The organism is Nocardia sp. NPDC006044, from assembly GCF_042871115.1.
GTDB lineage: Bacteria > Actinomycetota > Actinomycetes > Mycobacteriales > Mycobacteriaceae > Nocardia.
In genome coordinates this window covers 1334795-1347037 of the sequence record NZ_JBIAID010000002.1, presented here as the reverse complement: position 1 = coordinate 1347037, position 12243 = coordinate 1334795, and the positions used below count along the sequence as shown (strand labels likewise).

Below are 12243 nucleotides of genomic sequence, written 5' to 3'. Positions count from 1 at the left end.
TCCCGCCCGCTACTGCCCGGCGGCGGCCCGCGCGATGAGATCGGCGATCGCGTCCGGCTCGGTGACCATCGACGCGTGCCCGGTGGCCAGCGAGACGATGTGATCCTCGGTTGCCACCTGGTACGCCATCTTGGTCTCCAGGTCCGGCGGGATCATCGCGTCCAACTCGGAGATCTGGTACCAGGTGTTGTCCCGCAGGGTCTCCCAGGCGGGCGTCGCGGTGCCCGAGCCGGTTAGGGAGAGAACGGAAGTCGGCTTCTGCGTGGCGGCCAGCAGCGCGGTTTCGCGCGGGTCGGCATCGGCGGCGAAGTCGGCGTGGTAGCGGTCGCGGGCGATGATCAGATCCGGGACGTCGTCGGCGCCGATGTTCACCAGATCCGCGCCGCTGGGCAGCCCCGGCCCGAATTCCTGGTTGATCTGGAAGGCGGACTGGCCCGCGGCGGGCGCGTACGCGGCGACGTACACCAGCCCGGTGACATCGTCGCGGCCCGAACCGGCCTGGCTGATCACCGCGCCGCCGTAGGAGTGACCGACCAGGATCGTCGGTCCGGTCAGCGCGTCCAGATCGCGGGTGACGACGGCGACGTCCTCGGCGAAGCCGCGCAGCGGTAGCTGGCTGGCCACGACGGCGCCGAAGCCGCGGTCGAACAGCCGCTCGATCACCTTGTTCCAGCAGGACCCGTCGGCCCAGGCGCCGTGCACGAGTAGCACATTCGGGGTGGCGGTCATCGTTCCTCCAGTTCGGGTCGGATCGCCGGAAACAGGTGGGCGATCGATCCCTCTCAGCCTCCGGGGCCGACTGAACGCGGCCTGAATGTTCGCCGAACGCGCAGTTCAGCGACCTACTCGGCGTGCCTGGCGCGGAACGCGGCGCTCTTGACCCGGTTGCCGCAGATGGTCATATCGCACCAGCGGCGGGTGCCGCCGCGGGAGGCGTCGACGTAGAGGCGGGTGCATTCGGGGCGGCCGCATTCCTTGATCGTGGCCGCGCTGCCGAGCAGTTCGATGGCGGAACGGGCGATCGCGGTGAGCGCGGCGTCGGGGGTGCCCGAGCGGGCGATGGTGCCGTTGAGCCGCAAGCTGATTGCCGGGAGTTCGCCCTTCGCGCACTCGTTGATCAGTCTGCGGTCGGCGTCGGCGACCGGTTTGCCCTGGGACACGGCCACGGCCATCCGGTACGCGGCCTCCCGCAGGCGCACCGCACGGTCGAAGGTCGACGCGTCGCAATCGGGTGCGCGGTCGAGCAATTCGGCGGCGACCAGCCAGTCCGCGAGCGCGGAGGGTGCGACGAGGGCGTCGTCGAACGTGCCGGTACGGGCCTTGACCGTGCCCGCGAAATCCAAGGCGAGATTCCCGCTGACGAAGGTGAACACCCTCTCATAGTAACCACCTTGACAGGTTATGCGGTCAACTGCGAACGTAATAACCACTTAAGGCGGTTAGCTCAGGAGGGTCCGTGAAGACTCAGTTCATGTCGGTGGCCGCGCAGCCGCTGTTCGTCGTGCTGTGGAGCAGCGCGTTCATCGCCGGCATCATCGGGGTCGGCGCGGCGCCGCCGATGATGGTGTTGTTCGCGCGCTACGCCATCGCGGGGGTGCTGCTCGTCGGTTATGCCTTCGCGGTCCGCGCGACCTGGCCGCGCGGGCGGCAGTGGCGGCACGTCGCGGTCGCCGGGCTGCTGATGCAGGCGGTGCAGTTCGGCGCGTTCTACACGGCGATGGGCGAGCACGTGTCCGGCGCGGTGATCGCGCTGGTGCAGGGCCTGAATCCGGTGGTCATCGCATTGTTCGCCGGGGTGCTCGGCGAAACCGTCACGGCGCGGCAGTGGTTCGGCTTCGGCATCGGCGGGGTCGGCGTCGCGATGGCGGTGATGGACCAGTCGAACTTCTCCCGGATCGGCTTGCTGCTGTGCGTGATCGGGCTGCTCGGCCTGAGCATCGGCACGGTGTATCAGAAGCGCTTCGTGCCCGAGGTCGATTCCCGGGCGTCCACTGCGGTGCACGTGGTGGTGAGCGCGCCGGTCGCCGGGGTGCTCGCCTGGCTGACCGGTCAGATCCAGGTGACGGATGTGGCCAGGTTCGCCGGCTCGCTCACCTGGATGGTGCTGGTGAACTCGATGGTCGCGTTCCTGCTGCTGAACTCGATGCTGCGCCGCTGGGACGCCACCAGGGTCGGCCGGCTGTTCTTCGCCACGCCCGCGGTGACCGCGCTGCTCGCCTGGGTGCTGATCGATCAGCCGTTGCGGCCGTTGACCATTGCCGGACTCGCGGTCGGACTGATCGGCCTGGTCTTCGCCTCGCGCAAACCGTCGCCGGCGCCCGCGGTCGTGCCCCGTCCGGCGGTCGCGGTGCGCTGAGCTCGTTGCGGGCGTCGAGCTACTCGCGGGCGCTGTGCTTACTCGCGGGCGCTGGGGCTAGCGGCGCTGGGCTACTTGCGGGCGCTGTGCCAGTTCATGCCCCAGCGGTAGGCCTCGTCGATCTCCTTCTGCGCACCGTTGATGTAGTGCACCTCCCGGTGCACCGTGATGCCCGCACCCTGATTCTGCAACAACGCGATCGCACAGGACCGGGCGCCGTCCACGGGGGAGTCGAGGCGGACCTCGATCTGCGGACCCGAGGTCGGGAACAGGGTGACCACACCGTCGGCGGCGGCCCAGTTCGGCACGCCCTCGTAGATGAAGGCGAAGATCAGCACGCGCCGGAACAGTTCGGGCCGAGCGAGATTGATGTGCATGTTCTCACCGCCGGCCGCGGTGCCGCTGCGATCGTCGCCGTCGAGCCGGATGTACGGCGCGGTGTCGAGTGCGCCGAAGTTGTTGCCCACCGCCTGCACCACGCCCTTGGTGCCGTCGGCCAGTTCGTAGAGGCAGCCGAGGTCGAGGTCGACCGGTTTGGATCGGCGGAAGAAACCCTTCGAACCGGTGGACCAGTTCAGATTGACCCGCATGGTCCCTTGCTGCTCACCGGGCTTGGTGAGGTTGATGCTGGGGGTCGCCTTCGACAGGGTCACCTTGGCCAGGCTGACCCCACCGGCGTTGCTGTCGTTCGCCATCGGCGTGATCCCCCTCGGGCAGTGTGCGTGACACAGATATGGAAACGGCAGCGGGCTCCGCGAGGGAGTGGCCGCTGCCGCACGAGTCTCCGGCTTGCTCGCCGAAAATCAGCCTACCGGGGTCGGCTCCCGTTCGCTGTCCACTTTTTCGTCGTCCTCGCGCCGATTGCGCAGCACGCTGGTGATGAACGCCGCACCGATGAACGCGACACCGACCAGGCCGGTGATGAGCTCGCTGATGTGCACGCCGATCGAGACGAACAGGATGACCGCCAGCGCGCCGATTGCCCAGTGCGCGCCGTGCTCGAGGTAGACGTACTCCGACAGCGTGCCCTTGCGCACCAGGTACACGGTGATCGAGCGGACGAACATGGCGCCGATCAGGCCGAGGCCGAGGGCGATGATGATCGGGTCGGAGGTGACGGCGAACGCGCCGATCACGCCGTCGAAGGAGAACGACGCGTCGAGCACCTCGAGGTAGAGGAACAGGAAGAACCCGGCCTTGCCGGTCGCCTTGACCAGCTCCGAGGGGCCGTCGCCGGAGTGTTCCTCGGTGTGGAACATCGAGCCGAGACCGTCCACCACGATGTAGGTGATCATGCCGAGTAGGCCGGCGATCAGGACGGTGGCGCGCTTGTCGTCGGCGGCGATCAGTTCCGCGGTGAGCACCAGCCCGACCGCCGCGACGACCACCGAGAGCATGTCGAGCTTGCCCAGCTTGCCCAGCGGGCGTTCCAGCCAGGACAGCCAGGTGATGTCGCGCTCTTCGAAGATGAAGTTCAGGAACAGCAGCAGCAGGAACATGCCGCCGAACGCGGCGATCTGCGGATGCGCGTCGGTGAGCAGCGTCTCGTAACTCGGGTCGCCGTTGGCGAAGTACGCGGCGCCGTCGGCGGGCGGGTTGAGCGCCAGATCGAAGGCCTTCACCGGGTTCAGCCCGGCGGTGACCCAGACGATCGCCAGCGGGAAGACCAGGCGCATGCCGAACACGGCGATGAGCACGCCGACGGTGAGGAAGATGCGCTGCCAGAACGCGCTCATCCGCTCCAGCACCGTCGCGTTGATGACGGCATTGTCGAAGGACAACGACACTTCGAGGATGCCGAGGATCGCGGCCAGCGCCAGCGCGGTCGGTCCTCCGTAGAGCAGCGCGGCGGCGAGCGACAGCACCGTCACGACTATTGACATGCCGAAAATACGCAGGACCACGCGGGGGACCTTTCGTTTGCGTCGGCCGGACGTGGATCCGTCCGAGCGCTAGTTCGATGAAACCGATTCTGACGCCGCTGTTACCAGCGTGGCCGCTGGGCCGCCGGATGTCCAACGGTGTCGCGCCGCCGCGGCGGCGGGCGTTCTGCAGTCTTCCCGGGCGGCCCGGGCGCATGACGAGGGGGCCCGTTGCCGGGCCCCCTCCGAACCTCGAGGTGTTCCTTAGACGTTCACGCCGTAGTCACGGGCGATGCCGGCCAGCCCGGAGGCGTAGCCCTGGCCGATCGCGCGGAACTTCCACTCGGCCCCGTTGCGGTACAGCTCGCCGAACACCATGGCGGTTTCGGTCGAGGCGTCCTCGGTGAGGTCGTAGCGGGCGAGCTCGTTGTTGTTGCTGCGGTCGACCACGCGGATGTAAGCGTTGCGCACCTGACCGAACGACTGCTGCCGGGTCTCGGCGTCGTAGATCGAGACCGGGAAGAAGATGCTCTCGATGGTCGGCGGGGTGTTGGCCAGGTCGACGTTGATGATCTCGTCGTCGCCCTCGCCCTCGCCGGTGGTGTTGTCACCCGCGTGCTCGATGGCGCCTTCCGGCGACTTCAGGTTGTTGAAGAACACGAAGTGCTGGTCCGACAGCACCTTCTTGTCCGCGCCGGTCGCGATCGCGCTGGCATCGAGGTCGAAGTCGGTACCGGTGGTGGTCCGCACATCCCACCCTAGGCCGACTGCGACGTTGGTGAGGTTAGGCGCCGCCTTGGTCAGCGAGACATTGCCGCCCTTGGACAAACTGACACCCATGCGGGATTCCCTTTCAATAGTCCGTCATTGGTTCCCAGCATGTCCGAATCGCCGGGTACGCCTTACGACAGTAGTAGGTTTCCGCGAACTTGCGTAGGAACCCGCAGAACCCCCGGTGAACACGGGAGATCTCTAAGATCGGGGCGTGGTAGGTCGCAGGCGTGGATGGTTCCGGTCCGCCGGGAACAACGAATGGATCAGCGCGGCGCGACAGTCGCTGGCCTCGGCGTTCCTCGATATGGACCAGCGTCAGAGCGCGGCCGAGGCGGCGGTGCACGCGGCCGAGGAGGTGTTCCCCGATCGCCGGATGGCGGCGGCCTGGGAGCCGGTGCGGAGCCGTTGCTACGACGCTGCTGGGGCGTACGTGGCGCTCACCGAGCAGCTCGAGCAGGCCGAACGCGACGGAACCCCGATGCCGCAGGGACCGCAGCAGGCCGACTCGGTGACCAGACAGTTGACCGACGCGGCCCGTGCCGTGGACGCGTTCTATCGCGGCAACCAGGGGCAACTGGAGAACGCGGTCGCGGTGCTCGGCACCGTGCCGCAACTGGCCCAGCAGGTGAAGGCCGCGGCCGCGGCGGTGCGCGGACAGGCGGCCGAATCCGAGTACGCGAACTACCCCTCGGTGCGCGAGAATGCCGCGGCCGTGGATGAGGCTCTCATCACACTGGAGGCCGCCGGTCCGGGCGCGTCGGCGGCGGTGGTCCGGACCGGCGCGAACCGGCTGGAGGCGGCGGCCAAGCGGCTGGCGGATGCGTTGGCGCAGGCCCCATCTCGGGCCGCCGCGGCGAAGACCGCGATCTCCTCGGTGAGCACCCGGCTCGCCGCGGCGCGCACCAGGGCCGAGGGGCTCGCTCCGGCCTATTCCGCGTTGCTGCGCGAATTCAACGCTGCGAGTTCCGCGGATTTAGCTGACAATGAGCGGGAAAGTCAGCGAGCCATCGACGCCGCGGATGCGGCGCTCGGCCGCGCGCGTGCGGCAGCGGCGGAGAACAACCCGGAGATTGCACTTGATCTGACCACATCCGCTCGCGGGTATCTCACGGAGGCCGAGCACCAGGTCGACGCCGTCACCAAACGGCTCGCCACGTTGCGCGAGGTCAGGTCCGACCCGCAAGAGAAAGCCAAGGCCGTACGATTTCGGCTGCGGGACGCTCAAATGCTCGCGGTGAGTCGCGGGCTCGTCACCGAATGGGGTTCTGTGCTGGACGCGCAGGCCGCACGGATCGATCGAATCAGCGAGACGCTGACGGGGCGGCACCCCGACTACTGGGCCTACGTGGCCGAGCTGGATACCATCACCGACTTCATCGCCGGGGTGGTGGATCGCATGAGAAAACAAGCAGGACCACGACGAGAATGAGGGTGGGGTAACGATGACCGCAGGCATCGCCGTCCAGCGGGAAGTTTCCCTGCGTAAGAGCATGCCGCTGCGCCACTTCCGGCAGCTGCACGGCCCCGAGGCACGGAATCTGTTTCACCGGGCGCCGGAGCCCTTCGGCGACGACTACACCGATCGAGAATTACTGGCCGTCGGGCTGGGCGCGACGCTGTACGCGCCGGCCACCCGGCCGGACCTGGCGCTGACCATCGGCAAGCGCGCCGAGCGCGGGGTGTGCTCGATGGTGATCGATCTGGAGGACGCGGTCGCCGATCACGAGGTCGAATTCGCCAAGCGGCAGACCGTGGAAACACTGAATTCGCTTGCCGCCAACGGTGATTCGAATCCGCTGCTGTTCGTCCGGGTGCGCGACGCGGCCACGATCACCGAGATCGTGGAGCAATTGGGCGCGGGCGCCTCGGTGCTGACCGGGTTCGTCTTTCCCAAGTTCGACAGCACCACCGGACCGCAGTACCTGACCGCGCTGAACGCGGCGGTGCAGCGGCTGGACCGGCCGATCTACGGGATGCCGGTGCTCGAATCGGCGGGGCTGGTGCACCGGCAGACCCGGGATCAGGAGCTGACCCGGATCGCGGAACTGCTGGCCGAGCATCGGGAGCGGGTGCTCGCGGTGCGCGTCGGCGCGACCGACATGTGCTCGACCTTCGGCATCCGGCGCGACCGCGACCTGACCATCTACGACGTGCGGGTGGTGGCCGATGTCATCGCCGACATCGTGAACTACCTCGGGCGCGCGGACGGGACCGGTTTCGTGATCACCGGGCCGGTCTGGGAGTACTTCGCCGATCACGAGCGGATGTTCCGGCCGTTACTGCGCACCGCGCCGTTCGAGGAGTCCGACGCGGTGCCGTTCCGGCAGTACCTGGTGAGCCGGGACCTGGACGGGCTGTTGCGTGAGATCACCCTCGATCGGGCCAACGGGATCCAGGGCAAGACGGTGATCCATCCGTCGCACGTGGCGGCGGTGCACGCGCTGTCGGTGGTGACACACGAGGAGTACTCGGACGCGCTGGACATCCTGCAGGTGGATGTCGGCGGGGTCGCGGCCTCGGGATACCGGAACAAGATGAATGAGATGCGCCCGCACCGTAGCTGGGCGCGCCAGACGCTGCTGCGGGCGCGGGTGTTCGGGGTGGCCAACAAGGGAGTGTCGTTCGTGGATCTGCTGACGGCGTTGGTGACGGTATGAGCGGCGCCGCGCTCGATGTTGTCGATATTCCCTGGGCGACAAAGAATCTCGGTCTTCGACTGCACCACGAGGAATCGTATGGCGTGGCGCGGCCGGGCAGTGTGCTGCCTGCGGAGCTGGCCATCGCGGAGCTGATTCAGCCTGGGCTGCGGCGCAATCCGAAGCGGGTGCATCTGCTGGTGTCCACCGTGCTCGGTAAACACCTGCCGACCGATCCCCGGGTGGTGCTCGACGGCGGCAACCGGCTCGGCGATCTGGTGCGCGAGATGCTCGGCGGCCGCGAGGCGCTGGTGCTCGGATTCGCCGAAACCGCCACGGGGCTAGGGCATTGCGTCGCGGCGCGGATCGACGCGGTCGGCTATCTGCATTCGACGCGCCGCGATGTCGACGCGGCGGAGACGCTGACCGGCTTCGAGGAGGGGCACTCGCACGCCACCTCGCATCAGCTGCAGCCCATGCCCGCCGATATCTTCGTCAACGATCTGCCGCTGGTGCTGGTCGACGACGAGATCTCCACCGGCGCAACCGCGCTCGACGCGATCCGGGCGTTGCACGCGTTCTCGCCGCGCTCGCGTTACGTGCTGGCCTCGCTGGTGGACATGCGCCTGGACGCGGATCGCACCGCCTTCGAGCGGGCGGCAGCGGAGTTGGGCGCGAGCATCGACACCGTCTGCTTGGCCTCGGGGCACACCGTGCTGCCGGACGGACTGGTGGACGCGGTCGCCGGACTGCCGGAGCCCGCGTTGAATCCGGTTGCCGCGCAGCGTGGTTCGTTCTCACGAATCGATCTGCCATGGCCCGCCGCAGTGCCGGAAGGCGGTAGGCACGGGGTGCTGCGTGCGGATTTCACCGCGTTCGACGCGGCCGTCGGAGCCGCGCACGATGTCTTGCGGGCGCGGCTCGACACGGACTTCGCGGGTCGGCCCGTCCTCGTGCTCGCGCACGAGGAACTGATGTATCTGCCGCTGCGGTTGGCGGCTGAGCTGGCCGATTCCGGTACGCCTACCCGATACCAGACCACCACGCGGTCGCCGGCCTATGTGCTGGACGAGCCGGGCTATCCGCTGCGCCGTGGATTCCGGTTCACCGCACCGGAATCCGGGCAGGAACAGCCGCGCTATCTGTACAACGCGCACTGGTCGGCGGAGTTCTCCGGTCAGCCCGGCGAGGTGCGGCCCGCCACGGTCGATCCGGTCCTGGTGGTCGTCATCGATCCGCCGGCCGACACCGAGGAACTCGTCGCGGACGGCGGACTGGTCGACGTGCTGACCGCGTCCGGGGCGGATGTGCTGGTCGCGGTGCTCCCCGGCGCCGACCCGCGCACGCTGCACGCCGAGCGCAGCGCGCCCCCGCTGCCCGCGCCGCTGCACGGCCCCGCGTTCGGATCGTATGCGGCCGAAGAGGTTTCCTGGCTGCTCAAGGACCTGTCCGAGGTCGACCTGGAGGCCGACGTGGCCGTCCGGGAACGGCGAATCCAGGCCGGTGTCGCGCATTACGCGGAGTCGCTGCCGATCGAGTACCAGCCCGACGCCGCGTATCGCTCGTTGTTCGACGAGGTGCTCGCCGACAGTGCCGAGCGGCTGGCGCTGGCGGTCGCGACCGTCGCGGAACTCGTGGTCGCCGAACGCGGTGACGATGTCGTGCTGGTGTCGCTGGCGCGGGCGGGCACGCCGATCGGCGTGCTCATGCGCCGATGGCTGAAGTCCGGGCGCGGCCCCGGCCGGCCGAGCCTCGACGTGCCGCACTACGCGGTGTCGATCGTCCGGGACCGGGGCATCGATGCCGTCGCGCTCGATTACCTTGCCCAGCATCATGATCCGAGCTCGATCGTGTTCGTGGACGGCTGGACCGGCAAGGGCGCCATCACACACGAGCTCACCGAGGCGCTCGAGGCCTATCACGCGGCCGGCGGCGCGCGGTTCAACCCGGAACTCGCCGTGCTCGCCGATCCCGGTCACTGCGTGCGCACCTATGGCACGCGCGACGACTTCCTCATCGCCTCGGCCTGCCTGAATTCCACCGTGTCCGGACTGGTTTCGCGCACCGTGCTGAACGACACGTTGATCGGGCCCGGAGAGTTCCACGGGGCCAAGTTCTATCGCGAACTCGCCGAGGACGACGTCTCGCTCCGCCTGCTCGACACCGTGAGTGCCGCCTTCGAAGCGGTGCGCGACCGGGTGCCCGCGGAAGTGGCCGCCGTGCGGGACAGCGACCGCACGCCGACCTGGACCGGCTGGGCGTCGGTCGAGCAGGTGCGCGCCGAATACGGCATCGCCAGCGTGAATTTCGTGAAGCCGGGGGTCGGCGAGACCACCCGGGTGCTGCTGCGGCGGATGCCGTGGCTGGTGCTGGTCCGGGAGGCCGAGGCGCCCGAACACGCGCATATCCGCCTGCTCGCCGCGGCCCGCGGCGTGCCGGTCGAGGTCGTGCCCGACCTGGCCTACTCGTGCATGGGACTGATCAAGGACGTGCAGCAGACATGATGGACCTACGCAGGCGAAGACACACGTTGGTCGCCACCGACCTGGATCGGACAATGATCTACTCGCGCAACGCGTTCAGCGCGCACACCGACGTGCCGACGGTCTGCGTGGAACACCTCGAGGGCGCGCCGCTGTCGTTCATGACGACGGCCGCGGCGCTGCGCATGCAGACCCTCACCCAGCCCGCTGCGGTCATCCCGACCACCACGCGGACCATCAAACAGTTCAACCGCATCCAATTGCCCGGCGCCCCATGGCGTTACGCCATCACCAGCAACGGCGGCAACATTCTCGTGGACGGCGTGCCGGACCTGAGCTGGCGCATCGACATCGACGCCAAGGTCCGCGCGCGGGGGGCGACCCTGTCCGAGGTCACCGCCGAACTGCGCACCCGGATCGACGATTCGTGGGTCACCAAGTTCCGCGAAGCCGACGACCTGTTCTGCTACCTCGTCGTCCGCCCCAAAGAGGTCCCGGCCGGCTTCCTCGCCGAATGGGACGCCTGGTGCCGGGCCCGCGGCTGGTCCGCCTCCCAGCAGGGCCGCAAGATCTACTCGATGCCCGACGTCGTCTGCAAGAGCCACGCGGTCGCCGAGGTCCGCCGCCGCCTGCTCGACTCCGGCGAACTCGCCACCGAGGCACAGACTTTCGCGGCCGGCGACGGCGCGCTGGACGCCGAGATGCTGCGCAGCGCCGACTACGCCATCCGCCCCCGCCACGGCGAACTCGAACACCTCAACTGGACCCACCCCAACCTCACCATCACCCGCGCCACCGGCATCCTGGCCGGCGAGGAAATCATCAACTGGTTCATCAAGGGCTCACCGGAGGCTGCGGATTAGTTCAGCCTTCACGCCCGGATCGACTGGGGCGCAGGGCCTTCGAACGTCGCTTTGAAGTCCGGGCATTCGACCAGGGGCGCATGGGCGCAGGTCGAGGCGTGCCGCAGGCTGTCGCGCATGCGGGTGAGGCGGGCGATGTCTTCGTCGAGTTCCGTAGCCTTGCGGGCCATTCCGGCACGGAGTTCGGTATCGCTCGGGGTGGCGCGGAGGAATCCGGCGATTTCGGCGATGGTGAAACCGGCGCCGCGGGCGCAGGAGATCAGGGCCAGGCGCCCGAGCACCTCGGGACGGAAGGTGCGGCGCAGGCCGTTGCGGCCCGCCGGTGTGATCAGGCCGCGCTTTTCGTAGAACCGCAGGGCCGATGGTGCGAGCCCGGACTCCTCGGCCACCTCGGCGATGTCCAGCAGGGTGTCGGTCATTGTTCTCCTTGACTTGAAGCGCGCTTCAAGTTGAAGACTACTCGGTATGAACATCCACCACCTCAATTGCGGGTCCGTGCGGCAGATCGAAGCCACCTACCCGGGGCCTGCGCCGGCACCTGCGGTCAACCACTGCCTGCTGGTCGAAACCGATTCGGCCGGACTGGTTCTCGTCGAAACCGGGATGGGACTCGGCAATGTCCACGACCCGGACGGCACGCTCGGCGCGGACTGGGTCGCCATGGCGCAGCCGCTGCTCGACGAGGACGAGACAGCCTTCCGCCAGGTAGCGCGCCTCGGCTATGCACCGGCGGACGTCCGCTACATCATCCTCACCCACTTGGACGTGGATCACTGCGGTGGTCTGCCCGACTTCCCGCAGGCCGAGGTGCATGTCCTCGCCGCAGAGCACGCGGCGGCGGTCGCCGAGGCGCCGAGTTTCCGCTACCGCGATGCGCATTGGGCGCACGACCCGCACTGGGTCACCTACACGCCCGAGGCCGGCGAGGACTGGTTCGGATTCACCGCGACTCCGCTGCGAGGCCTGCCCGAGGACTTCAAGCTGATCCCGCTCGGTGGCCACACCGCGGGGCACACCGGAGTGGCGGTACGCGACGGCGATCGCTGGCTGCTGCACAGCGGCGACGCCTACTACTACCACCGGGAACTGGAACAGCGGCATCATCCACACCCGATTATGGACATCGTGCAGACCACCTCGGAGGTCCACCGCGACTTGCGCCTCGGCACCCAGGCGCGCCTGCGCGAGCTGGTTCGCGACCACGGCGACCAGGTCTCGGTGTTCAGTGCGCATGATCCGTGGGAGTTCGACCGCTACCGGTGACCGACA

General features: G+C 68.3%; 12 protein-coding genes. 6 read left to right on the top strand and 6 right to left on the bottom strand.

From position 1 onward, the window contains the following. Positions 1 to 9 precede the first annotated feature (9 nt). Together ACFYO1_RS23790 and ACFYO1_RS23785 are read right to left on the bottom strand one after the other, a co-directional pair. Positions 10 to 729 carry an alpha/beta fold hydrolase gene (locus ACFYO1_RS23790; RefSeq protein WP_387234751.1) on the bottom strand — a complete coding sequence of 240 codons (720 nt, stop codon included), beginning with the start codon at positions 727 to 729 and terminating at the stop codon, positions 10 to 12. A gap of 113 nt (positions 730 to 842) precedes the next feature. Then, positions 843 to 1373: a CGNR zinc finger domain-containing protein gene (locus ACFYO1_RS23785; RefSeq protein ID WP_387234748.1), complete on the bottom strand. Its 531-nt coding sequence runs from the start codon at positions 1371 to 1373 to the stop codon at positions 843 to 845. 83 nt (positions 1374 to 1456) lie between these two features. Here ACFYO1_RS23785 and ACFYO1_RS23780 point away from each other — a divergent pair, with 83 nt between their 5' ends. Then, positions 1457 to 2356, top strand: a complete 900-nt coding sequence (locus tag ACFYO1_RS23780; protein WP_387234745.1) for a DMT family transporter — start codon at positions 1457 to 1459, stop codon at positions 2354 to 2356. A 71-nt stretch (positions 2357 to 2427) separates the two neighbouring features. Here the strand turns inward: ACFYO1_RS23780 and ACFYO1_RS23775 are convergent, their stop codons facing one another. The 3 genes from ACFYO1_RS23775 to ACFYO1_RS23765 form a co-directional block, all read right to left on the bottom strand. Next, on the bottom strand, positions 2428 to 3051 hold the full coding sequence (locus ACFYO1_RS23775; RefSeq protein ID WP_387234742.1) for a Tellurium resistance: 624 nt from the start codon (positions 3049 to 3051) through the stop codon (positions 2428 to 2430). A 108-nt stretch (positions 3052 to 3159) separates the two neighbouring features. Then, a complete protein-coding gene (locus tag ACFYO1_RS23770; RefSeq protein WP_387234739.1) occupies positions 3160 to 4260 on the bottom strand; it encodes a DUF475 domain-containing protein in 1101 nt (366 codons plus the stop codon). 222 nt (positions 4261 to 4482) lie between these two features. Then, the gene (locus ACFYO1_RS23765) at positions 4483 to 5058 is read right to left on the bottom strand and encodes a TerD family protein (RefSeq protein ID WP_387234736.1); all 576 of its coding nucleotides are present in this window, start codon (positions 5056 to 5058) and stop codon (positions 4483 to 4485) included. 145 nt (positions 5059 to 5203) lie between these two features. Here ACFYO1_RS23765 and ACFYO1_RS23760 point away from each other — a divergent pair, with 145 nt between their 5' ends. Genes ACFYO1_RS23760 through ACFYO1_RS23745 form a run of 4 tightly spaced genes read left to right on the top strand, consistent with a single transcriptional unit; the run spans position 5204 to position 10974 of the window. Then, positions 5204 to 6421, top strand: coding sequence for a hypothetical protein (locus ACFYO1_RS23760; protein WP_387234733.1), 1218 nt, complete (start codon positions 5204 to 5206; stop codon positions 6419 to 6421). A 13-nt stretch (positions 6422 to 6434) separates the two neighbouring features. Then, entirely contained in the window at positions 6435 to 7649 is a 1215-nt protein-coding gene (locus ACFYO1_RS23755) for an HpcH/HpaI aldolase/citrate lyase family protein (protein WP_387234730.1), read from the top strand. Next, positions 7646 to 10132 carry a phosphoribosyltransferase gene (locus tag ACFYO1_RS23750; protein WP_387234728.1) on the top strand — a complete coding sequence of 829 codons (2487 nt, stop codon included), beginning with the start codon at positions 7646 to 7648 and terminating at the stop codon, positions 10130 to 10132. The genes ACFYO1_RS23755 and ACFYO1_RS23750 overlap by 4 nt, the downstream gene beginning before the upstream one ends. Beyond that, complete coding sequence (locus ACFYO1_RS23745) at positions 10129 to 10974, top strand: HAD family hydrolase (protein ID WP_387234726.1); 846 nt, start codon at positions 10129 to 10131, stop codon at positions 10972 to 10974. The genes ACFYO1_RS23750 and ACFYO1_RS23745 overlap by 4 nt, the downstream gene beginning before the upstream one ends. An 8-nt stretch (positions 10975 to 10982) precedes the next feature. On the opposite strand, the gene ACFYO1_RS23740 is transcribed toward ACFYO1_RS23745, so the two are convergent. Further along, positions 10983 to 11393: a MerR family transcriptional regulator gene (locus ACFYO1_RS23740; RefSeq protein WP_387234723.1), complete on the bottom strand. Its 411-nt coding sequence runs from the start codon at positions 11391 to 11393 to the stop codon at positions 10983 to 10985. Positions 11394 to 11439: 46 nt separating this feature from the next. Here ACFYO1_RS23740 and ACFYO1_RS23735 point away from each other — a divergent pair, with 46 nt between their 5' ends. Further along, entirely contained in the window at positions 11440 to 12237 is a 798-nt protein-coding gene (locus ACFYO1_RS23735) for an MBL fold metallo-hydrolase (protein ID WP_387234720.1), read from the top strand. The last annotated feature ends 6 nt before the right edge of the window (positions 12238 to 12243 follow it).

Coding starts and splice junctions, on each gene's coding strand:
- ACFYO1_RS23735 (WP_387234720.1), top strand. CDS start 11,440: ATGAACATCCACCACCTCAATTGCGGGTCCGTGCGGCAGATCGAAGCC.
- ACFYO1_RS23745 (WP_387234726.1), top strand. CDS start 10,129: ATGATGGACCTACGCAGGCGAAGACACACGTTGGTCGCCACCGACCTG.
- ACFYO1_RS23755 (WP_387234730.1), top strand. CDS start 6,435: ATGACCGCAGGCATCGCCGTCCAGCGGGAAGTTTCCCTGCGTAAGAGC.
- ACFYO1_RS23750 (WP_387234728.1), top strand. CDS start 7,646: ATGAGCGGCGCCGCGCTCGATGTTGTCGATATTCCCTGGGCGACAAAG.
- ACFYO1_RS23790 (WP_387234751.1), bottom strand. CDS start 729: ATGACCGCCACCCCGAATGTGCTACTCGTGCACGGCGCCTGGGCCGAC.
- ACFYO1_RS23740 (WP_387234723.1), bottom strand. CDS start 11,393: ATGACCGACACCCTGCTGGACATCGCCGAGGTGGCCGAGGAGTCCGGG.
- ACFYO1_RS23775 (WP_387234742.1), bottom strand. CDS start 3,051: ATGGCGAACGACAGCAACGCCGGTGGGGTCAGCCTGGCCAAGGTGACC.
- ACFYO1_RS23765 (WP_387234736.1), bottom strand. CDS start 5,058: ATGGGTGTCAGTTTGTCCAAGGGCGGCAATGTCTCGCTGACCAAGGCG.